Below are 23122 nucleotides of genomic sequence, written 5' to 3' on the forward strand. Positions count from 1 at the left end.
CAAAGGAGAGTGATGCAGATGGGATTGTTTTCTAATATTTTCAAAGCACGTGATAAGCCGCAAAATCGAACCACAGGAAGCAATTACAGCTTCTTTTTTGGTGGAACAACCAGCGGTAAGCCTGTAAACGAACATACAGCAATGCAAATGACAGCGGTCTATTCATGCGTAAGAATACTTGCAGAGGCTGTGGCAGGGCTCCCCCTACACCTATATAAATACACTGATAGCGGTGGTAAGGAGAAAGCACTTTCTCATCCACTGTATTTTTTATTACATGATGAGCCGAATCCAGAGATGAGTTCTTTCGTTTTCCGAGAAACGTTAATGACTCATCTTTTATTATGGGGTAATGCCTATGCACAAATTATTCGAAATGGCAAAGGCGAAGTCATAGCACTATATCCGTTAATGCCTAATCGAATGTCGGTGGATCGGGATTCCAGTGGCGCTCTTTATTATACTTATACTAAGTATTCTGATGAAGCACCTACGATGAAAGGTATGACAGTCACACTTAGACCAAGTGATGTATTTCATATACCTGGCTTAGGCTTTGATGGACTAGTGGGCTATTCGCCGATTGCAATGGCTAAGAATGCTATAGGTATGGCAATTGCTTGTGAGGAATATGGAGCTAAATTCTTTGCTAACGGAGCTGCTCCAGGAGGGGTACTTGAGCATCCAGGTACCATTAAAGACCCTCAAAAAGTACGGGATAGTTGGAATGCAGCCTATCAGGGAAGCAGTAACTCTCATCGTGTAGCGGTGCTTGAAGAAGGAATGAAGTATCAGCCTATTGGTATCTCACCAGAACAAGCTCAGTTCTTAGAAACAAGAAAATTTCAGATTAATGAAATCGCTCGAATTTTCCGCGTACCTCCACATATGGTAGGAGACTTGGAAAAATCGAGCTTTTCTAATATTGAGCAACAGTCACTGGAGTTTGTGAAATACACATTAGATCCTTGGGTGATTCGTTGGGAGCAGACCATCAGCCGAGCACTTTTAAGGCCAGATGAAAAGAAACTTTATTTTGCCAAGTTCAATGTAGATGGACTGCTTCGAGGTGATTATGTTTCTCGAATGAATGGGTATGCAACCGCGAGACAGAACGGCTGGATGAGTGCCAATGATATTAGGGAGCTTGAGAACCTTGATCGAATCCCACCAGAGCTTGGAGGAGATTTATATCTAATCAATGGCAATATGACCAAACTTGAAGATGCGGGTATTTTCGCAAATAAAGAAGGATTGGAGGGAAAACCTGAATGAAGAAATTTTGGAATTGGGTTCGCGACACAGATACACAGACACGAACCCTCTATCTAAACGGTGCAATTGCCGAGGAGAGTTGGTTTGAGGATGATGTTACCCCAGCTGCTTTTAGAGAAGAGCTAATGAGTGGTGAAGGAGACATAGTAGTTTGGATTAACTCTCCTGGTGGTGATTGTATTGCAGCATCTCAGATATACAACATGCTAATGGATTATAAAGGAAACGTCACTGTAAAGATTGACGGTATTGCTGCATCAGCTGCTTCTGTCATCGCTATGGCAGGGACGGAAGTCTTAATGTCTCCTACCTCACTGATGATGATCCATAATCCCTTTACCATAGCTATTGGCGATAGTGAGGAGATGCAAAAAGCAATCCAAATGCTTGATGAAGTGAAAGAGAGCATCATCAATGCATATGAGCTTAAAACCGGCTTATCTAGAACAAGGTTGTCGCACCTGATGGATGCTGAAACTTGGCTAAACGCCAATAAGGCAGTTGAGCTTGGTTTTGCAGATGACATTATGTTCAAACCAGGAGAGAGTTCACTACAAGACAGCTTTGTATTCAGCAGAAGAGCAGTGACCAATTCACTAATGAATAAACTTCAAAAACCAGTTGTAAAACAGTCAGTAGAGCCGCTTTATGAGCGGCTTAATTTATTGAAATATTAGGAGGAATAAAAATGAGTAAAATTCTTGAACTGCGTGAAAAACGCGCAAAAGCATGGGAAGCAGCAAAGGCATTTCTTGATTCAAAGCGTGGTAGTGATGGGCTTGTATCCGCAGAAGATGCAGCAACCTATGACAAAATGGAAGAAGACATTATTAATCTCGGTAAGGAAATAGCAAGATTGGAACGTCAAGAGGCTCTTGAAGCAGAGCTTAATAAGCCAGTAAATATGCCTCTTACTGGAAAGCCAGCTGTTCCAGGGATGGATACAAAGACCGGAAGAGCCAGTGATGAATATAGGAAAGCATTCTGGAACGTAATGCGTAGCAAAAACCCTCGTCATGATGTGTTAAACGCCTTATCTGTAGGCACTGATTCTGAGGGAGGATACCTTGTTCCTGATGAATTTGAGCGCACCTTGGTTCAAACTCTTGAGGAAGAGAATGTATTCCGTAAACTTGCAAAGATTATTCAAACTTCAAGTGGTGATCGTAAAATCCCGGTTGTGGTGACCAAAGGCACAGCTGCTTGGCTTGACGAAGGTGAGGAGTTTGATGAGAGTGATTCTGTATTCGGTCAGACATCTATTGGTGCTTACAAGCTGGGTACAATGATTAAAGTTTCTGATGAACTTCTCAATGACAGTGTATTTGATCTGGAGAATTATATCTCCACTGAATTTGCCCGTAGAATCGGTGCTAAGGAAGAAGAAGCTTTTTTAGTTGGAGACGGAGATGGAAAACCTACTGGTATTTTCAACGCAACAGGCGGAGCACAGCTTGGAGTGACAGCAGGGTCTGCAACTGCTATTACTGCAGATGAGATTATCGATCTTGTTTACTCATTAAAAGCGCCATATAGAAAGAACGCGGTATTCCTGATGAATGATGCAACAGTAAAGGCAATCCGTAAGCTGAAAGACGGTCAAGGTCAATATCTGTGGCAGCCTTCTTTAACAGCAGGTACTCCAGATACTTTATTAAATCGTCCGGTTTATACTTCAGCTTATGCTCCTACTATTGAAGCTGGAGCTAAAACTATTGCCTTCGGTGATTTCGGATATTATTGGATTGCCGATAGACAGGGACGTTCTTTCAAACGTTTAAACGAGCTTTTTGCAACCACAGGGCAGGTTGGTTTCCTTGCGAGCCAGCGTGTAGATGGAAAGCTTATCTTACCTGAAGCCATCAAAGTTCTTCAGCAGAAGGCTTAATGGGAGGTGTAAATGATGAGCTATAACGCAAAGAACTACACCGAACAAGGTGGAGAAAAAACCGTTATTGGTGGAGAACTTGTCATTGAAGAGGGAGCCAAAGTAACTGGGCTCCCTGTTCTTGAAAATCAACCGGCAAGCACTGCGGATACTGTAGAAGCTCTAGTGACGGACTTTAATGCCTTGCTCAGTAAGCTGAAAACTGCAGGAATCATGAATGGAGATACACCTTAGAAAGGATAGTGATGGTGATGACACTTTTAGAAAAAGTTAAAGCAAATCTAATTCTTGAGCACGATCGCGATGATGAACTTCTTCAGATGTACATCACCACCGCTATCGCATATGCCGAGAGTTACCAGCATGTACCGGAAGGTCATTATAATGAGAACACAATGCCGCCAACTACCGAGCAGGCCGTCATTATGCTGTCATCTCACTTCTATGAAAGTAGGGATGGTAGCACTGGCGGCTTTTTTGCTGATAACGTGCAGGCTGGCCAGCAGGTTTGGAACACTGTAAATTTACTGCTCAGGCTTGACCGGGATTGGAAGGTGTAGAGTATGAGTTTTGGAAAAATGAATACCTTTATCGATCTCATTTCTGTTGAAAGAACGAAAGACAGTGAAGGCTTTGGTAAATCTAAGGACACCATCCTCGCTTCCGTTCGTGCTTATAAGGAAGATCGTCATGGAAATGAAAAGTGGACTAACCGAGCGGCATTTTCTGAAGCAACTGCGCTGTTTCGTTTTCGTAGGATACCTGATGTTGAGGTATCTACCAATATGGTGATTGTGTGTAATGATGGCCGCTATGAGATTACAAATGTTGAAGATGTAAAAGGTCGAGGCATGTATATTGAAGCCTTGGCAAAAAAGGTGGTGGGGTCAAGTGGCTAAGGTACAAGTGAAAATGCCTGAGGATTTTCTTTTAAAGCTTTCAAAGCTTGGCGATAAGACGGATGAAATCATTCCAAAGGTACTTGAGTCAGGCGGGGAAATCGTTTTGGAAAAGGTTAGATCTAATTTGCAAGCTGTAGTTGGTAGTGGAACAAAAGAAAAAAGTCGGTCTACAGGTGAGCTTATTAGTTCGTTGGGTCTCTCTCCTGCTAAAGTGGACCGAAATGGCAATTTCAACGTGAAGATAGGTTTTAAGGAGCCACGAAGAAGCGGCGAAAGTAACGCTAAGATTGCCAATATCATCGAATACGGAAAATCGGGTCAGCCGCCAAAACCATTTTTAAAGCCTGCAAGAAGGGCTTCAAGAAAAGCATGTATTGACGCTATGAAGAAGAGGTTTGAGCAGGAGGTCGAAAACTTATGAGTATATTAAATGAGCTTAATCTCATAGCAGATTTGTGCGGTATCCCAGTAGAAACAGGAAGATTTTCTGGTGTTCCTCCTGATACTTATCTTGTGATTACACCTCTTATTGATTTGTTTGAGGTTCATGCGGATAACACACCGGGATATGAAGTACAGGAAGCCAGACTTTCCTTATTTGTTAAAGGTAGTTATACAGCTATAAAAAATGCAATTGTCCGCACTCTTCTAGGTGCGGATTTTACGATAACGGATCGTCGATACATCGGACATGAGGATGATACCGATTATCATCATTATGCCATAGATGTGGCTAAACCATATGAATTTCAATTGGAAAAGGAGGAATAAAACATGGCTACAATCGGTCTTGATAGACTTTATTATGCAAAAATCACCGAAGATGACAACGGTGATGAAACCTATGATACACCGATGCCGCTGGCAAAAGCAATCAGTGCAGAACTTTCCGTTGAGCTTGCTGAGGCCACTCTTTATGCCGATGATGGTGCCGCTGAAATTGTCAAAGAATTTAAAAGTGGTACCCTAACTCTCGGTATTGATGATATAGGGGTAGCAGCTGCAGGAGATTTAACAGGAGCAACCATTGATGACAACCATGTACTCATTTCAACCAGTGAGGATGGAGGGGCTCCTGTTGCAATTGGCTTTAGAGCACAAAAAGCAAACGGTAAATACCGATACTTTTGGCTGTATCGTGTGAAGTTTGGAATTCCTGCAACAAACTTGGCGACCAAAGGTGATAGTATTACTTTCTCAACTCCGACCATTGAAGGAACAGTACTTCGTAGAAATAAGCTGGATGGTCAGGGTAAGCATCCATGGAAAGCAGAAGTAAACGAGGGTGATGAGGGCGTAACCCAGGCAATTATTAATGGTTGGTATAGCGAAGTGTATGAGCCTACATTTGCTGCTTCTGGCGGAAGTGGAGAATAAGGGGGATTGGAATGGATAACGAAAGAAGTGCAAAGATCAATATTGGCGGGCAGGAGTATGAGCTTATTCTTACCACTAAAGCTACAAAAGAAATTGCTGGGAGATATGGCGGTCTTGAAAATTTGGGTGAGAAATTAATGAAGTCTGAGAACTTCGAAATGGCACTGGATGAAATAGTCTGGTTGATAACTTTAATGGCCAATCAGAGCCTACTCATTCACAACCTTCGAAATCCAGATAATAAAAAGCCGCTGCTTACTCAAGAAGAAGTTGAACTTCTAACCTCTCCTTTGGAACTAGCTACTTATAAGAACGCTTTGACAGAAGCAATGTTTAAGGGAACCAAGAGAAATGTAGAATCTGAAGATGACTCAAAAAACGTGCAAACCGGGTAAACGAGAATGAACTCTTTACCCGGCTTTTATATTACGGGACAGTTCATTTAAATCGTACCGAAGAGGAAACATGGCTTACACCTATTGGCTTGCTTATGGATTTATGGGAGTGCCATAAGCAGTTTCTTGGAATGTCCAAACCAAAACGGAAGATTTACATCGATGACATTATTCCTTATGGTATTTGATCTTTCAAAGAAAGGAGGCGGTAATCTTGGCAGATAATTTTGGTTTAAAAATCGGAGTGGAAGGCGAAAAGGAATTCAAAAATGCACTTCGTGACATTAACCAAGCATTTAAAGTATTAGGTAGTGAGATGGCTCTAGTCAGTTCCCAGTTTGATAAAAATGATAAATCCATCCAAGCCTTAACTGCGCGAAATGAAGTATTAGAAAAATCCATTGATGCACAAAAAGAAAAAATAGAGACACTACGAGCTGCCCTAGATAACGCCTCTACTTCTTTTGGAGAAAACGATCGTAGAACTCAAAACTGGCAGATTCAACTAAATAAAGCTTTGGCTGAACTTAATGGCATGGAGCGGGAACTTGAAAATAACCATAAAGCGCTACGAGACCATGCCGACGCCACAGATGACAGTGCTGATAACATGGAAGATGCCGCTGATGCAGCCAATGAACTTGCAGATAATGTTGATGATGTTGGCGATGAAATGGATGATGCTAGCAAAAAAACCTCTATTTTTGGAGATGTACTTAAAGCAAATTTACTATCAGAAGCCATAATTGGTGGGGTAAAAGCTTTAGGATCAGCCATTGCGGGAATTGGAAAGGCCTTTATAGGCGCTATGAAAGATGGCGTTGAGTACAACGCTCAAATGGAAAACTACACAGCTTCCTTTACCACCATGCTTGGTGATGAGGCTAAAGCTCAAAAGCTGGTTAATGATCTGAAAAAAGAAGCAGCAGCTACACCATTTGGAATGCAGGATCTTGCCCAATCAGCTCAAACCCTTATGAGCTTTGGTATGTCTGCAGAAGAAGCTCAAAAACGCATGAAGCAGCTGGGTGATATATCTCAGGGAGATGCCGAGAAGTTCAAAAGCCTGACACTGGCATTTGCACAAATGTCCTCTACTGGTAAGTTAACCGGACAGGACTTGATGCAAATGATTAATGCAGGATTTAACCCACTAGAGGAAATCTCGCGTAAGACAGGAAAATCCATTGGTGAACTTAAGGATGAAATGTCCAAAGGGGCAATATCTGCAGATATGGTCGCAGAAGCGTTTGCCTCAGCTACATCGGAAGGTGGGCGTTTCTATGGGTCAATGGAAGCACAATCTAAAACTTTTTCTGGGCAAATGGCAACTCTTGAGGATGGGGTTGCATCGTTAAAGGGTCAGCTTGCTGAAGGGTTAACAACCATGCTTTCTGGTACTGTTCTTCCGATGGTTAATGGTTGGATTGATGAATTATCTCAAGCTTTTGAGAAAGACGGTGTCCAAGGCTTAATTGACGTTTTTGGTGGAATCTTAGAAGAAGCTGTTCAATTTATTTCTGAGCAATTGCCAATTGTAGTGGATATTGCTTCTCAAATAATTATCTCTTTAATTCAAGGACTTACCTCTGCATTACCGAAAATAACAGAGGCGGCTGTCATGCTACTGATGACACTAGTCAATGGAATCATTGAAACTTTACCTGCACTTATTGCGGCAGGAGTACAAATGATTGGAACTATTGTAAGTGGAATTGCAGAAGCACTACCGCAGTTAATTCCGGCTGCGGTATCAGCAGTGATACAAATTGTGCAGGCACTTTTGGATGCTCTTCCAGTGTTAATTGCAGCATTGCCAGTCATTATTACTGGGATAGTAGATTTCATTATTGGTGCAATACCTCAAATAATCGAAGCTGGTATTCAACTTCTAACATCTTTAATTTCAGCTTTACCAGAAATCATCACAGTAATTGTAGAAGCGATTCCGCAAATTGTAGACGGGTTAATAACAGCGATTTTAGGTTCAATACCGCAGTTAATTGATGCCGGAGTGCAATTGTTAGTGGCACTGATTCAAAATCTGCCACAGATCATTTCGACCGTTATTACTGCTATACCAAAGATTGTGTCCTCTCTTGTGAATGCTATTATTGGTAACATTCCTCAGATTATTCAGGCGGGGATTATGTTGTTAGTTTCACTGATTAAGAACCTTCCAACGATTATTGTAGAGGTTGTAAAAGCTGTGCCACAAATTATTACAGCGCTGGTTAAAGGTTTTACAGGATCTATTTGGCAAATTGCCCAGGTTGGGACCAATTTAATCAAAGGTTTGTGGCAGGGTATTTCAGATGCCGGAGCCTGGCTTTGGGATAAAATCTCAGGTTTTTTTGGTGGTGTAGTAGATAAAATAAAAAAATTCTTTGGAATTCGATCGCCATCTACATTGTTTGCTGGAATTGGCGAAAACATGGGAGAGGGTATTGGTGTCGGTTTTGAAAAAGCCATGAATAGTGTTAGCCAGGATATGCAAAACGCTATCCCTACTGATTTTGACATTAACCCTAATCTGAATATGAATGGAGCCGGTTTTAGTAGCGGATATGGAACAATTGGAGGGTCATTAATTACGATACAGCAGATGATTGTTCGAAGTGAAGACGATATTCGGAAGATTTCACAGGAGTTATACAATTTGATGCAGACAGGATCTCGAGCACAAGGAAGATTTATAACTGCGTAAAGGAGGGCGATGTATGGGCTTTATTTATAACGGTATTAACTCAAAGAATATGAAGATAAAAGCAAGGCTCACAAGTTGGCAGGCATCTCCCGCATTAAGAAACGCGTATGAGGTTGTTCCGGGGAAGGCAGGGGTTGCTGACTTTGGTTGTGATATCTCAGAGCGGATCATTACGATTAGCTGTAGCATATATCCTCAAAAGAGCTTTGCAGATTTAGTGAGCGTGTTAGATGATCTTGCAGAGTGGCTCAACCCAATGAACGGACTTAAGCAGCTTATATTAGAGGATATTCCGAATCGATTCTTTTATGCTCGCCTCACTGAACAAGTAGACTGCGAGAGATTACTTAGAACTGCAGGTGCCTTTGAGTTGAAGTTTATCTGCCCTGATCCTCACGCTTATGCGCTGACAGATGAACAATTCACGATTTCAAGTGTTGGAACTCATGAGCTCCAAAGAATAACCGGGAATACAGATTCAGAACCGATATATCAACTTAAGGGCACAATCAGTGGATCTACATCCACATATATTTCTATTACCACGAATGGAGAGGAACTTCGAGTGGTTGGAGCTTTGACGGCAGATGAAGTGCTTGTAATTGATAGCGGATTAGTGACAGCAAAAATAACCGATGCCAACGGAAATACACTTCGAAATGGGCTTCCAGTCCTGGATGAGTTAAACTTCCCTGTACTTCACAAAGGTGAAAATGAAATAACAGTATCAGCTGTGGGAGCAACATTTTCGGAGCTGAAGATTCTGGCCAAAAGCAGATGGAGGTGATCTGGTGGCAATTAAATCAATCTTAACATCACAGACGGATTTTACGGGTGAGTTTCCTGTAAGCGAGAAGACAGTTGCTCTGTGGCGATTTAATGAAGCCGCACCAGATAGCAACAACATGCTTACAGATGACTCCGGTCATAACAGAAACTTCTTTGTATCCGGATGGTCAGGCACATCCGCCAACTTGTTATCCGGTAGATTAGGAAGATATTTCAGGCAGAATATCATTAATCCAACAAGTGAAAAGACTCATTTAGTGGCTACCAATGACGGTAGCTTTTTTAGTGATTTAGGTGAAAAGATTGTTGTTGGCGGATGGATAAATCCAACTACTTATTCTGTAGGGCAGACATATATCCCGATTTTTAATACTAGACAAGGGCCTGGTCAGCCAATTTTTTATGTTTCTTTATTTCAGGGAAGGTTGCGATTAATGCTGTATAATGCCTCAGGCTCCTTGATATATGATCAGACCGAAACGCCTACTATTACCCTAAAGAATAACGGGTGGTACTTTATCGCTTCTGTTATCGAGGTAAACAACAAAAGGGTGCAGAACTTACTTTGTGACCGAAGTGATGGGGCTGTCTGGCAATCTCCAGTTCGAACATTCACTGGAGACTTAAATCAATCTTGTGTTGCGGATATAGTGATGGGGATGCATGCAAATACCTATTATTACGCAGGAGGATTTGATGACTGGTTTTATGAAAAAGATTCTTTACTTACCATGGAGGATCTTATTTCCTATTTCAAATTTTCAATTTTGGCAAACGGTGGTGACAGTGCTGCTGATGTAGATGCTCTTGCGGATCCTGGCTCTGTCATGTTGAAAGCAACAAGCGGAGTCTATGCACAAAGTGGTCAGCTTTTTACGATAGCAGCTGCCTGTAGTCTTGCAGGAACGGGCAGGGTATCAGTTACAAGTGAATACACCGCAGGTATAACAGCCATAAGCCTAGTGGAAACTTCTACATCAGACGATCTGTCTAGCTGGACTGAATGGCAGGCCGTTGGAGCAAGCGGGGAACTGCAGTCGCCTAACAGAGAATATATCCGCTATCGAATTACATTATCTACTCAAGACACCAGTAGAACTCCTAAACTTCTTGAAATACAACTACATGATATACCAAAACCACCTTATGAGAGACTTGGATTTGCCAGACCAGTTGTGTTGGATACTAACGGTGCTTGGGAAGCAGTGCTAGAGAATGCCTTTGATATCATAGTGACAAGTGAAGTGAATGGCGCTGATATTCTGGAGTTTAAACTGCCATTTCATGATTCCAAGCGAGTGACATTAGACAATGAAAAACAGGTGCAGATCGTCAATGATGTTTATCGTATTCGAACTATAACAGATGAGAAAAGTTCAGATGGTAGAGTTGTAACTCAAGTATATGCGGAAGCTGCCTTTTATGATCTTTCCTTTAGCGCTGAAAAAGAACCCATGGAATTTGTCGCAGAGACACCGGAAGTTCCTATGCGCTATGCCTTACTTGGTACTGGCTGGTCATTAGGAAATGTCACTGTCAGTACAAAACGAACATGGCAATCAACAGAAAAGAATGCATTAGCTATACTACGAACAATACAGAATATTCATGGTGGTGACTTGATTTTCGATAGTGCCAATCGTTTGGTACACCTTTTGACATTTGGCGGTACGGATAGCGGGGCCTTATTCTGCTATAGAAAGAACATGAAAAGTATACAGCGCGTGGTGGATACAAGAAGTCTAATTACCAGGCTTTATGCTTATGGTAAAGATGGCATGACGTTTGCCTCCATCAATGGTAATAAGGAGTATGTTGAGGATTATAGCTATTCATCAGAAGTCAGAGTAGGAACGCTGGATGCTTCATCAATCAGCAACCCTTATCAGCTGCTTGAGTTCGCTAATATGCGCTTAGCTCAGTATGCGAAGCCACGAATCTCATATGTTCTCTCTGCAATGGACTTATCAGTGTTGACAGGATATGAGCATGAGGCATGGAAACTAGGTGATATAGTAACTGTGGATGATAGAGATTTGAATTTATCTGTCAAAACTCGTGTGGTACGCAGACAATATAATCTCCAAGAACCATGGAAAACAGTGCTGGAGCTATCAACAACGTTAAGAGAACTGGGGGATTCATCTGCTGTTTGGGATAAAGCTGCTGATATTTTATCTTCAGCTGATGTTCTTGACCGTCAGGAAGTAAAAGACTTAGTTCCTTTTAATCATCTAAGAAATTCACGAGCTGATGACGGGTTAACCTATTGGTTAAGTTCAGGTTTTACAGTGGACCCTAATAATGGGGTATCAGGATCAGCTTCTTTTAAAGCTGAGGGAGTTTTAGGAATGACAAAAAGTCTATCACAGACTGTGTATCCTGCTAGTAGAAAGAGTTACACATTTTCAGCGCAGATTGCATCGGAAAATCTACAGAAAGGGCCAAACGGAAAAGTTGGAATTGAAGTTGTCATTGAATATGAGGACGGTTCGACAGAAACTAGGTTTATTGATCTCTATTAGGAAGGAGGTAGCGATATGGCTTATTTTTCACAGACAGCTCATGCTATTACACCGAGAGGTTTTGGCAAGATAAAGTCGCTTACCATCCGTCTTTTCATTACTGATTGTACTGGTGAGGTATTCTTTACGGATATGCTTTTGCAAGGTGGCTCTGTTGCTACGGGCTGGGTTGGTCATGTGTCAGAAATACAATGGACGCTGGATGGGTAGGTGGTGCAAATGTCAGTTGCATTTACCAGATTTACCGAGACGATTCATTGTAAAGAGGATAAACGAGTAGTAAGCGTAACAGTGAATTTACTTCTTGAAGATTGTACAGGTACGGTATATTTTACTGATATTCAAGCACAGGAAGGAAATCACCTTACTGGTTATACAACTAACACAGAGTGCATGCTGCAAAAATATCGAGAGAATGAGACAATTGTTCCTGTTCGCTTTTATAATGGAGTAGTTCGAAGCAGAGAGACGATTATTCTCTTCAATCTGGGTTCAACTTCCGCTGGCCTTGACTGTCATATTTATCCCAACCAAAATATGGCTGCAGGCAGTATCCAATTGTCTCAAGGAGCAGGGGCGCACAAGGTGATATTTAATGAGGCAGTTAGTCCAGGTGATACCTTTTCGCTACTAGCATCAACTAGGCAGTGTTTAAAGAACGGAAACCCAACTGATAAGGAAGGTTTTTTTCAATATACAGCATCCGGTGATAGCAAACATGTGGTGAAGCTAGAGGACAGAAAATCAGCTCGGTTATTGTTCGAATTTCAAGAAATGCAGGAAGGAAGTGAGCGCCCTTGATTGATTACCTAAAAGGTAAGCGGTGCATGGTTTGGAGTTTCATGGGAAATGCCCGCATGTATCAGGCGCTACGAGACTATGGCGATCGAATTGATACGGTGGGTATTTTTACTTTTGAAGTGGATATCACCGGGACCATAACAGAAACAGGAACAAGCATATCCAGTATGCTTACTTACATTAACCGCTGGCCTCATATCAAATGGCTACTTACAATCATGAATCATGGTACGGCTTCTATTTTTACAGCCCTTAGAAATAACACCAATGGTGCAAAGGATAAATTTCTTACTGAGATTATTCGCATCATGAATAAGTATCCTTGGTGTGCTGGAGTGGATATAGACTTGGAACGTGGAGGTGGCTACGAGAACAAGGATGCTGCCAATGCCCTATTTCGTGACATATATAATACTGTCAAAGCCTATGATTCTTCTAAACTCGTTAATATTTGTTTACCGGGAATGACGGGAGTACAAGGCTCGGTTGGTGGCGAAAATTGGTGTGTCTATGAAGACTTAAATCCGTACTGCGATACGGCAGCGATTATGAGTTATGGCATGGCATGGGCTGGTTCTGCTCCGGGACCGGTATCTCCGAGGGATTGGTTGGAAGGTATTTATGATTATGCAGTTCAGGTTATGAATCCTGAAAAAATATTTTTGGGATTGCCCGCCTATGGCTGGAACTGGAGGATACATGATACACCAGAGAACCTTGGAATAACATATCGTGGGATTTCAAACACTTATTATGCAGCAAAGCTTTGGATGACTGGAGGATATAACTTTACTGATGACGGGCCGCCACAACCAATGATACCAATCATTGCATATTGGGATGATTATGATAAGGTGCCTTGGGCCTTGCCCCATGTGTATGACTACATGGAAGGCTGGGATGCAGTTTCAAGAACATACCCATTACTTGAGGAATCCTATAATCGTCGCAGATATTTGACCGCCTATAGTAAGCAGCAAAAAACTGAATTTGGCACAATCTATGTAGATCGTAGTGGTGGAACACCTGATAACTATTTTGGTAGTGTATCAGTTTCATCTCAATTTATTACACTTGGAGATGAAGGTGAAGCCAACTACGAATTTGAAATAGAATCTGCTGGTTTTTATGATGTAGCCATTCGCTTTTCTTTTCCTTTCTGGGACAAGAATACTATCCATGTTTCGCTTGACGGAATGAATAAGGTATTTAGTGAGAGTAGGTTATGGTGGCCATATTGGCGAACAACTTGTTGGCTTTCCTTGGTTTCTGGTGTATTTCTTTCAGCTGGTACCCATACTGTCACAGTTAGTTCCTCAGTAACAGGAGTACAGTTCTATGGATTTCGGGTATGTTCAAGCTTTAGTGAAGAACCTTCTGCTGGAGAGGCTGACTTCATGTTATCCCCTCGCCAGTTTAAAGATGTGAACGGTTTAATGGTTCAGTCCGATCGAGGATTTAAATTGACAACGGAAGTACTTCGTAGAAAGCCTGATTCAGCACTAATTTGGTATGAGGACTTTCGAGATGAAAATCCACTACCATCCAGCTATTGGACAACATTAAGCGGAGAGTGGGAGGTGTGGCAGAACAAGAATGATCCAGCTACTCGCCCTTATTCACAGCTTGATGGACATGGGAGGTTGGCGTGGAAATATAATGGTTTCTCAGATGTTCATTTAAGAGCGAGATTAGCTTTTCCTTCAGATGGAAGTGGTCGAGCTGGCGTTTTTTGTGGAGAAATCTTTTGCTGTTTAAATATTAATTCACAGCGTATTGAACTATATAATGGTTCTGCTCTAATCGGAAGCTATGCAACCGAAATTTCTAAAACTCCATCATCAGATCTTCGCTCAAATCCAAGAATGTACACCATTGAAATGAGGATACGTAATAATTCTGTAAGGGTTTATTCTGGAGCAAGTAGTGTTTTGCGATTCACAGCGAATCTTGATGGTTATTCAGGTGGTTATGCCGGAGTTCAATCTGATGGACGTATTCTATGTGAATTAATAAGATTAGGAGATGCCTGGACTTATGAACCTTATGAAAGATTTGATGTAATCTTCCCAGATGGAACTAGAACGGAGTATGGGAGACTAGAAAGAACTGGTGTTACATGGGATAGTGAGTTTCAGGTTTTTACAGTTAACAGTGATGTGGAGGAAGCTTCAACAAGAAGTCAGGATATTTCCATGGATTATGATTTTTTTCACTCAGAGCTTTTATCATTGGTCTGTGGAAATGACTATTCAGTAAAGATTGTGCCTAAGGACATTAATGTATGGATTTCACGCCTATTTCTCGGGGATGCTGATGGCTTCTCAATTCTTTACTACCAAGACGTGGATAGCCTAGTCTATTGGGCAAATGAGGCAGCGTATCGATGGAAGCTTAGGGGGATTGCGATATGGTCTCTGGGACAGGAGGATATGAGGTTATGGGAAGCCTTACCTAAACAAATATAATTAACACACTGAACCAAGAGTGTTTGCGATAATGCAGACACTCTTTTTATATATGCACCAATCATGAAGGAGGTAAAAATAATGAAGGAAATTTGGAGTTGGATACAAACTGCATTTACTGTACTTGGCGGACTCTTGGGATGGTTTTTAGGAGGTTTTGATGGATTTTTATATGCATTAGTGGCATTAATGGTGGCTGATTATATCACCGGTGTCATGTGTGCCATTGTTGAAAAGAAGCTATCAAGTGAAATAGGGTTTAAGGGCATCTTTAAAAAAGTGCTCATTTTTATTCTAGTTGGAATTGGACATTTGATTGATACGAACCTGATCGGAGATGGAAGTGTGCTCCGGACTGCCATTATCTTTTTCTATTGCTCCAATGAAGGAGTATCTATGCTAGAAAATGCTGGCCGGCTAGGACTACCAATACCAGAAAAATTAAAAGATATTCTTGTTCAGTTGCATAATAAAGGAGGTAAGGAACAATGAATCTAAGAAAACTTATTCTGACTGAAAATGCATGTTATAAGGCAGGAAAAAAGATTACACCGAAAGGTATCATGGTTCATAGCACCGGTGCCAACAATCCTTATCTTCGTAGATACGTTGGACCGGATGATGGTCTATTAGGTGTAAATCAGTACAATAATCACTGGAATCAGGATAGACCTGACGGAAGACAGGTTTGCGTCCATGCTTTCATTGGAAAGCTTAAGAATGGTTCAATTGCCACTTATCAAACTCTGCCATGGGACCATCGAGGGTGGCATGCTGGAGGAAGTGCAAATGATACACATATTGGCTTTGAAATATGCGAGGACGGATTGACCGATGCCACGTATTTTAATGCGGTTTATAAGGAAGCGGTAGAGCTTTGTGTGTACCTTTGCAAACTCTACAACTTAACTGAAAAAGATATCATTGGCCATTATGAAGGCTACCAAAGAGGGATCGCAAGTAATCATGGGGATCCGAAAAACTGGTTTCCGAAGCATGGGAAGAGCATGGACACATTTCGTGCAGATGTGAAAAAACTTCTAAGTGAAGGAGCTAAACCTGCAGAATCAGAGAAAAAGAAATACTACCGCGTTCAAATCGGTGCTTATTCCGTCAAAGCCAATGCAGAGGCCCAGCTTGCCAAAGCGAAAAAGGCTGGCTTTACGGATGCGTTTATAAAGTATGATTAACACTTTTACCTATGACCTGAGGAGTGTAATAGCTCTTCGGGTCATTTTTTTTTTGACCTTTAGGGGTTCGAATCATTAGGGATTTTTGCATATAGGTGCAGGGGTCTACCTGTAGAAATGGAGGTTACCTATATGCAGATTACTAAAATTACAGATAAACAGGATCTACTATTAAATCCAAAAAGGAAATATCTAAGTGCCGAGGCTCTTCAAAGAGAATTTGATTATTATAGGGCGGAAAAGCTATTACATCAAATGCTTGATAAGGGTCTTATTTCAAAGGAAGAGTTCAACAAAATTATGCTATTAAACCGCGAAACTTTCTCACCTATGTTAGCACAGATAATGCCCTGAAATCGTTGATATATAAGGGTTTCAGAGGTAATATGTGACCTACCAAGAAGGAGGTGAGAGGATGAAAAAGATAACAAAAATAGAAGGAAATCTAGCCAACTCTTTTCTTAAGCCAAAAACACGAGTGGTTGCCTACTGCCGAGTTTCAACAGATAGTAATGAACAGCTAGTCAGCTTGCAAGCACAAAAGGCTCATTATGAGTCCTACATAAAGGCAAATCCAGAATGGGAATATGCAGGCTTATATTATGACGAGGGAATCAGCGGTACGAAAAAGGAAAATCGCTCTGGTCTTCTTAAAATGTTATCAGACTGTGAAACTGGGAAGATTGACTTAATTATTACAAAGTCCATCAGCCGATTTGCGAGAAATACTACAGACTGCTTGGAGATGGTTCGCAAACTGATTGACCTTGGGGTTCATATCTATTTTGAGAAGGAAAATATCAATACGGGGTCAATGGAAAGTGAGTTGATGCTTTCTATATTAAGCGGGCTTGCAGAAAGTGAGTCAATTTCCATTTCGGAAAATACTAAGTGGGCAATTCAAAGACGATTTCAGAACGGAACTTTTAAGATTTCATATCCACCATATGGTTATGACAACATTGATGGTCAAATGGTGATAAACCCTAAGCAGGCTGAAGTTGTGAAGTATATTTTTGCAGAGGTATTATCGGGAAAAGGTACACAGAAAATTGCAGATGATCTTAATCAAAAGGGTATTCCATCAAAAAGAGGTGGTCGTTGGACGGCTACTACCATTCGAGGGATTCTGACCAATGAAAAATATACTGGCGATGTTATTTTGCAAAAGACCTATACTGACCGCCATTTTAACAGGCACACCAATTATGGTGAGAAAAATATGTATCTAGTAGAAAACCACCATGAGGCAATTATCAGCCATGAAGATTTTGAAGCTGTGGATGCCATTCTCACTCAGAGAGCAAAGGAAAAAGGCATCGAAAAGCGCAATAACAAATATCAAAACCGATATTCTTTCTCCAGCAAAATTATCTGCTCGGAATGTGGCAGTACCTTTAAAAGACGGATTCATTCGTCTGGAACAAGAAAATACATTGCTTGGTGCTGTAGCAAGCATATAAGCCAGATAACGGAATGTTCTATGCAGTTCATTCGAGATGATGATATAAAGACGGCATTTGTTACGATGATGAATAAACTCATTTTCGGTCAGAAGTTCATATTAAAACCACTTTTGGATGGGTTACGTAACCAGAATAGTGCAGCGAGTTTTCTCAGAATTGAAGAGTTGGAAACTAAGATTGAAAACAACATGGAGCAGAGCCAGATGCTGACAGGTTTACTGGCCAAAGGATATCTGGAACCTGCTCTGTTTAATAAAGAAAAGATTTCACTGGAAGCAGAAAGAGAAAGACTTCTTGCTGAAAAGGATCAACTTACTCGTTCCATCAATGGCAATTTTGCAAAAGTAGACGAGGTTGACCGTCTGCTTAAGTTTACCACTAAGTCCAAAATGCTCAAAACCTATGAGGATGAGCTGTTTGAAAATTACGCAGAGAAGATTATTGTTTATTCACGAGAGATAGTTGGATTTGAATTAAAATGCGGAATCACATTGAAGGAAAGGTTGGTGAATTAGATGGGTCACATACCCTATGGATATAGAATTGAAAACGGTAAGGCTGTTGTGGATGAAATAGCATCGGAGCGGGTAAAAGAATTATTTTCAGGATACTTGGCAGGACTTTCTTTGAAGGGTGCTGCTAAAAAAGCTGGGATAGACTGCTACCATGCCACAGTAAGTAAGATGTTGCAGAATAAGCACTACCTTGGCGATGAATTCTACCCTCCAATTATTGATGAGGAGACCTTTGAAAAAGCCAGAGTAGAAAGACGAAAACGAGCAGAAAAGCTAGGAAGGATATGGGAGCCTAAAGATGAACCAAAAACGGATTATCCTGTAAAGTTCAAAGCAAAGTCTCTGGTGCAAAAATATGAAGACCCATACAAGCAGGCAGAATATGCTTACAGTTTGATAGAAAGTGAGGTGTAACCAGTGGCGGTAAGTAGGAATGTAACAGTGATTCCAGCAATTAAACGAGTCGGAAATAATAAAAATAGTGAAAGCAAACCCAAAATTCGAGTGGCTGCTTACTGCCGTGTTTCAACGGATAGTGAGGAGCAGGCTTCGAGCTATGACATTCAGATTGAGCATTATACAAATTATATTAAGAAGAACAAGGAATGGGAATTGGCAGGGATTTTTGCGGATGACGGTATCACAGGTACAAATACCAAAAAGCGTGATGAATTCAACCGCATGATTGAAGAGTGCATGGCAGGCAATATTGACATGATCATCACAAAATCCATAAGCCGATTTGCCAGAAACACGTTGGACTGCCTTAAATACATCCGTCAGTTAAAGGATAAAAACATCGCTGTGTTCTTTGAAAAAGAGAATATAAACACCATGGATTCTAAGGGTGAAGTCCTGCTGACCATTATGGCATCCCTTGCCCAACAGGAAAGCCAGTCCTTAAGCCAAAACGTTAAGCTGGGTATTCAGTATCGCTATCAGCAAGGTGAAGTTCAGGTCAACCACAAGCGTTTCCTTGGATACACCAAAGATGAAAATAAGCAATTGGTGATTGACCCAGAGGGTGCTGAGGTTGTTAAACGGATTTACAGGGAGTACCTTGAGGGTGCGAGCCTTTTACAAATAGCAAGAGGACTGGAAGCAGACGGTGTTCTAACAGCGGCAGGCAAAGCAAAATGGAGACCTGAAACACTGAAAAAGATACTGCAGAATGAAAAATACATCGGGGATGCACTCTTGCAAAAGACCTATACGGTTGACTTCCTTTCCAAAAAGCGTGTCAAGAATAATGGTATTGTTCCCCAGTATTATGTGGAAAACAGCCATGAACCTATCATTCCCCGTGACCTTTTTATGCAGGTTCAAGAAGAGATGGTTCGAAGAGCGAATCTCCGAGGCGGTAAGGGCGGTAAAAAGCGAGTCTATAGTAGTAAATATGCCTTATCGAGTATTGTTTACTGCGGGCAATGCGGTGATATTTACCGACGAGTACACTGGAATAACCGAGGTTACAAGTCTATTGTTTGGAGATGCGTCAGCCGTTTAGAGGAAAAAGGATCTGAATGTACGGCCCCTACCATAAACGAGGAGACATTACAGACAGCAGTGGTCAGGGCTATTAACGAACTTTTGGCTAACAAAGAGCCTTTCCTCTCAACCTTGCAGAAAAACATAGCTACCGTACTTAATGAAAAAAATGATAATGCCACCGATGATATTGATAGAAAATTGGAAGAGTTACAACAACAGCTCCTTATACAAGCAAAATCCAAGAATGACTATGAAGATGTGGCTGATGAAATTTATCGACTTCGGGAGTTAAAGCAAAATGCACTTGTAGAGAATGCAGAGCGAGAAGGGAAAAGGCAACGAATAGCTGAAATGACTGATTTCTTTAATGAGCAATCCTGCGAGTTAGAGGAATATGATGAACAGTTAGTAAGGAGGCTTATTGAAAAAGTTACGATTCACGATGGCAGGGTTGAAGTGGAATTTAAGTCAGGCATTAGTATAGACATTGAAAATTGAATAGAAATAGTTATTAGAATCTAACACCTTGCTGAAATGCAGGGTGTTTTTTAATGAGTCAATACAAATTAGTTTATTAGTATTTACAAATTAGTGGTATAATTTGTAATAGAGTAAATAGTGGAGGTGTAGACGGTGAATAAGAGCGTGACCTTTACAGTGGATGCAGATGTGTATGAGAAATTCTGCATCGCATTGAATTTAACAAATGAAATACAAGATGTTGCAGTGGAAAGCTGTATGCGTTGGTATATTGCAAAAACCTTTGAAAAAGCATCACAAGCCTATAACCCAAAAACAATAGCAAGACAGAATGAAGATACAAACAGGGATTTTTACGGAAAAGCAAATCAACGAATCCCAGTATGGGCTATAAAGTCGAATCAATATAACCACAAGATCATCCGTGCTTATTTTAAGGCGGTTGCCGCCACAGGTCGTGCTACCATAGATATGATGGAACGCTTATGCAGTGAAGAAAACAACCCGGAACTGTACGTGCCAACTTTCAAGAATAATTACTCACAGATGAAGTTGGATGGACCTAAAAGTCACGGTAAAGTATTTGAGGATGACGGTGAAACGGTAACTATCTGGCATGAGGTTGAAGATACGCTAATGAAATACAAATCGAGTTTTTGTGATTAAGGGAGCAAATTTATGCTTTAATAAGATAGGGGGATTACATAATGAGTAATCAATTAACAGAACGAGAAGTTTTACAACAATTGAATATTCCGGATTTTCGGTATATTACAAAAGATAAAATTATGACTTTTGCATCCATGCTGCAGAATATGGAGCCAGAAGTTGCAAAGAAAGCGTTAGAGCAATTCCCAGAGTTTGCAAAAATGGCTTTGGAAGTGCTGAAAGATTATAGAAGTGTCATGGAAAAAACACTGGATGGAAATTCAGCGAGTAGCAAGCAGTGCTATGACATATACAATGAAGTCATTGATGCCTTAAAGACTTGTTTGGCGAAGGGTGACTTGCCTTTCGAGGAGAAAAAATATTACATCGAAAAAATGATGGAAATTGCAAAAATGGCCGAAAGTAAGGATACAGAAAACAAAGGATTTAACTGGAGAATGATTTCGTTAGGCACATTGGCAGTCTTTACAGTTGTTGGTATAGGCGCAAGCATTCTTGGTGGTAACACTAATATTAAGTTGCCAAAACCAAAGCTATGATTATAGAAGGTAGGTAGTTAAATGTATGATTTTGACTTGAGAACACCTGATAGAGCGTATGATTTTTTACTTACTTTCTTTAATATGTCTGGAGAAGAATATATTGAAGAGCTTATTATCAATAGTAATAATGAGTTTGAAAAATTTTGGGATCGCAATGCAGCAAAGGTAAATAACATCAATATGGATACTATTAGAATATGGGGATTTCATGTTATAGGGTCTTTAGATGAATGCGGAGAAATTCATAGTCAAGGCTTAAAGAATCTCCAAAAGGTTTTATCTGGGGATACTCTATTAAGCAGAATGCTAAAATCCAATGGCGTATTTTTTGATGTGGAAAGACGTTTATTGTTCTATAAAGGTAAAGAGTACAATGTGGATTATGATTGGTATAGGAATAATGATTATTCAATGTCTCCGGAGAAATATCTCAAGCCGATTGCACATCGAGTTTATTACGACTATTGCGTTAATGGATTTATGATGAATGATGATATTTTTTCCTATGGAACAAATATTCATGAAAGACCAGAATTTTTGATGAAACTTTCCGCTGCTTTTCCGGATTTGAAAAAGATGGAGGAAGAATGGGCTAAACGTAGTAAAGGCTATAAAGTGAATTTTTACGCAACGATAGATCAAATCCATCGGTTCAATTTTGACTTAAATGATACTCAAGAAGAACTGACAGATGAGGAAATTGTACATATAAAACGGTGGATGGTAAGCCGTGCGATTGATCGAGCTAATAATAATTTGATTTCTGAAGTGTTCTTATATATAAAAGACGAAATAGATATTCCGCCTGAGCAAATAACCAGTTGTGAGGAAATATAGATTTTTGAGTACAGATGTTATTATAGACACTAGGATAACTGGAGTTCAGAATCTGTTGAAAGACACGACGGTTTGTTTAGTACTATTTGCGAATGAAGGTGAAAAATAATGAGAATAGGAAGAAATGATCCTTGTCCATGTGGTAGCGGCAAAAAATATAAAAAATGTTGTCTTGGAAAAGCTGATGATGTTTACTATTCTAATCCACTTAATCTTCTAGAAACCTATAAAAAAGTGCGAAAAGAATCGAGAATTAAAAGATGTCTACATCCTAAATCAGACGAATGCTCTGAAAAAATAATCGGGGCACATTCAATCCAAAACAATAAAATAATCAAGCGTTTATCTTCTAATGGTATAGTGTATATGCCTTGTCCAAAATCGGACAATCCATTTGCGCCAATGACTGTGTACGGTAGAAAAGAAGCAACTGTTTTTACAGGATTTTGTGGATATCACGATAAGACGGTATTTCAACCTATCGAGGATGGAATGTTTGACAAAAGCATACAGCATATTTTCCTTTATACATATAGATGTTTTGCCATTGAATATCATAAAAAGATAATTCTTAAATAAGGCAACAATATGACTTTAATATAAAAAATGTAAACAAATACTGTAATTGCAACATATATAATCAGCACCTGATTATTGGATAATATAAAATGGAAATTGAATTTGATATGAGACAATACATTTGTGACAAGTAAATATGAAAAAAGGAAAGACCTCTGATATAATGTTGTTTACCATAACAAACAAAAATCGGAGGGATCTTTCCTTATGAAAACAATTATAACAG

General features: G+C 40.4%; 26 protein-coding genes. All 26 read left to right on the forward strand.

What is annotated here, in order from left to right; translation table 11 throughout:
* Positions 1-18: 18 nt before the first annotated feature.
* The 26 genes from FYJ83_RS14265 (at position 19) to FYJ83_RS14390 (ending at position 22896) form a co-directional block, all read left to right on the forward strand.
* The gene (locus FYJ83_RS14265) at positions 19-1275 is read left to right on the forward strand and encodes a phage portal protein (protein WP_097033517.1); all 1257 of its coding nucleotides are present in this window, start codon (positions 19-21) and stop codon (positions 1273-1275) included.
* Positions 1272-1952: a head maturation protease, ClpP-related gene (locus FYJ83_RS14270; RefSeq protein WP_009052888.1), complete on the forward strand. Its 681-nt coding sequence runs from the start codon at positions 1272-1274 to the stop codon at positions 1950-1952. Before FYJ83_RS14265 ends, FYJ83_RS14270 begins: the two co-directional genes overlap by 4 nt.
* An 11-nt stretch (positions 1953-1963) precedes the next feature.
* Entirely contained in the window at positions 1964-3163 is a 1200-nt protein-coding gene (locus FYJ83_RS14275) for a phage major capsid protein (RefSeq protein WP_056975865.1), read from the forward strand.
* Between the two features lie 12 nt (positions 3164-3175).
* Positions 3176-3397 carry a Head fiber protein gene (locus FYJ83_RS14280; protein WP_216585078.1) on the forward strand — a complete coding sequence of 74 codons (222 nt, stop codon included), beginning with the start codon at positions 3176-3178 and terminating at the stop codon, positions 3395-3397.
* Between the two features lie 17 nt (positions 3398-3414).
* On the forward strand, positions 3415-3723 hold the full coding sequence (locus FYJ83_RS14285; protein ID WP_024400893.1) for a head-tail connector protein: 309 nt from the start codon (positions 3415-3417) through the stop codon (positions 3721-3723).
* A 3-nt stretch (positions 3724-3726) separates the two neighbouring features.
* Entirely contained in the window at positions 3727-4062 is a 336-nt protein-coding gene (locus tag FYJ83_RS14290; protein WP_046058035.1) for a head-tail adaptor protein, read from the forward strand.
* Positions 4055-4486: an HK97-gp10 family putative phage morphogenesis protein gene (locus tag FYJ83_RS14295; protein WP_021401134.1), complete on the forward strand. Its 432-nt coding sequence runs from the start codon at positions 4055-4057 to the stop codon at positions 4484-4486. The genes FYJ83_RS14290 and FYJ83_RS14295 overlap by 8 nt, the downstream gene beginning before the upstream one ends.
* The gene (locus FYJ83_RS14300; RefSeq protein ID WP_024400890.1) at positions 4483-4836 is read left to right on the forward strand and encodes a hypothetical protein; all 354 of its coding nucleotides are present in this window, start codon (positions 4483-4485) and stop codon (positions 4834-4836) included. The genes FYJ83_RS14295 and FYJ83_RS14300 overlap by 4 nt, the downstream gene beginning before the upstream one ends.
* A 3-nt stretch (positions 4837-4839) precedes the next feature.
* Complete coding sequence (locus tag FYJ83_RS14305; RefSeq protein WP_021401015.1) at positions 4840-5442, forward strand: major tail protein; 603 nt, start codon at positions 4840-4842, stop codon at positions 5440-5442.
* A gap of 11 nt (positions 5443-5453) precedes the next feature.
* Entirely contained in the window at positions 5454-5837 is a 384-nt protein-coding gene (locus FYJ83_RS14310) for a hypothetical protein (RefSeq protein ID WP_021401022.1), read from the forward strand.
* A 214-nt stretch (positions 5838-6051) separates the two neighbouring features.
* Positions 6052-8544 carry a phage tail protein gene (locus tag FYJ83_RS14315; protein WP_154441591.1) on the forward strand — a complete coding sequence of 831 codons (2493 nt, stop codon included), beginning with the start codon at positions 6052-6054 and terminating at the stop codon, positions 8542-8544.
* Positions 8545-8557: 13 nt separating this feature from the next.
* The gene (locus FYJ83_RS14320; protein WP_021401045.1) at positions 8558-9331 is read left to right on the forward strand and encodes a distal tail protein Dit; all 774 of its coding nucleotides are present in this window, start codon (positions 8558-8560) and stop codon (positions 9329-9331) included.
* 4 nt (positions 9332-9335) lie between these two features.
* Positions 9336-11858: a phage tail spike protein gene (locus tag FYJ83_RS14325; RefSeq protein ID WP_216585080.1), complete on the forward strand. Its 2523-nt coding sequence runs from the start codon at positions 9336-9338 to the stop codon at positions 11856-11858.
* A 15-nt stretch (positions 11859-11873) separates the two neighbouring features.
* Positions 11874-12068, forward strand: a complete 195-nt coding sequence (locus tag FYJ83_RS14330; RefSeq protein WP_009052876.1) for a hypothetical protein — start codon at positions 11874-11876, stop codon at positions 12066-12068.
* A 9-nt stretch (positions 12069-12077) separates the two neighbouring features.
* Positions 12078-12659, forward strand: coding sequence for a hypothetical protein (locus FYJ83_RS14335; RefSeq protein ID WP_046058039.1), 582 nt, complete (start codon positions 12078-12080; stop codon positions 12657-12659).
* Complete coding sequence (locus tag FYJ83_RS14340) at positions 12656-15127, forward strand: glycosyl hydrolase family 18 protein (RefSeq protein WP_154441595.1); 2472 nt, start codon at positions 12656-12658, stop codon at positions 15125-15127. Before FYJ83_RS14335 ends, FYJ83_RS14340 begins: the two co-directional genes overlap by 4 nt.
* A gap of 81 nt (positions 15128-15208) precedes the next feature.
* Positions 15209-15619, forward strand: coding sequence for a phage holin family protein (locus FYJ83_RS14345; protein ID WP_044036476.1), 411 nt, complete (start codon positions 15209-15211; stop codon positions 15617-15619).
* On the forward strand, positions 15616-16317 hold the full coding sequence (locus FYJ83_RS14350; RefSeq protein ID WP_044036478.1) for an N-acetylmuramoyl-L-alanine amidase: 702 nt from the start codon (positions 15616-15618) through the stop codon (positions 16315-16317). Before FYJ83_RS14345 ends, FYJ83_RS14350 begins: the two co-directional genes overlap by 4 nt.
* Positions 16318-16449: 132 nt before the next feature.
* Positions 16450-16671 carry an SHOCT domain-containing protein gene (locus tag FYJ83_RS14355; RefSeq protein WP_097033525.1) on the forward strand — a complete coding sequence of 74 codons (222 nt, stop codon included), beginning with the start codon at positions 16450-16452 and terminating at the stop codon, positions 16669-16671.
* A gap of 61 nt (positions 16672-16732) precedes the next feature.
* A complete protein-coding gene (locus FYJ83_RS14360) occupies positions 16733-18298 on the forward strand; it encodes a recombinase family protein (protein ID WP_097033526.1) in 1566 nt (521 codons plus the stop codon).
* Entirely contained in the window at positions 18299-18712 is a 414-nt protein-coding gene (locus FYJ83_RS14365; RefSeq protein ID WP_097033527.1) for a recombinase family protein, read from the forward strand.
* Between the two features lie 27 nt (positions 18713-18739).
* Positions 18740-20287 (forward strand): recombinase family protein, encoded by a 1548-nt coding sequence (locus FYJ83_RS14370; RefSeq protein ID WP_425335886.1) that lies wholly within the window; start codon positions 18740-18742, stop codon positions 20285-20287.
* Between the two features lie 135 nt (positions 20288-20422).
* Entirely contained in the window at positions 20423-20935 is a 513-nt protein-coding gene (locus tag FYJ83_RS14375) for a hypothetical protein (protein WP_097033529.1), read from the forward strand.
* Between the two features lie 41 nt (positions 20936-20976).
* The gene (locus tag FYJ83_RS14380; RefSeq protein ID WP_097033530.1) at positions 20977-21477 is read left to right on the forward strand and encodes a hypothetical protein; all 501 of its coding nucleotides are present in this window, start codon (positions 20977-20979) and stop codon (positions 21475-21477) included.
* A 21-nt stretch (positions 21478-21498) separates the two neighbouring features.
* Positions 21499-22317 carry a hypothetical protein gene (locus FYJ83_RS14385; protein ID WP_047341614.1) on the forward strand — a complete coding sequence of 273 codons (819 nt, stop codon included), beginning with the start codon at positions 21499-21501 and terminating at the stop codon, positions 22315-22317.
* A 108-nt stretch (positions 22318-22425) separates the two neighbouring features.
* Positions 22426-22896 (forward strand): SEC-C metal-binding domain-containing protein, encoded by a 471-nt coding sequence (locus FYJ83_RS14390; protein WP_097033531.1) that lies wholly within the window; start codon positions 22426-22428, stop codon positions 22894-22896.
* Positions 22897-23122 lie beyond the last annotated feature (226 nt).

This window comes from Tissierella pigra (assembly GCF_009695605.1).
Lineage (GTDB): Bacteria > Bacillota > Clostridia > Tissierellales > Tissierellaceae > Tissierella > Tissierella pigra.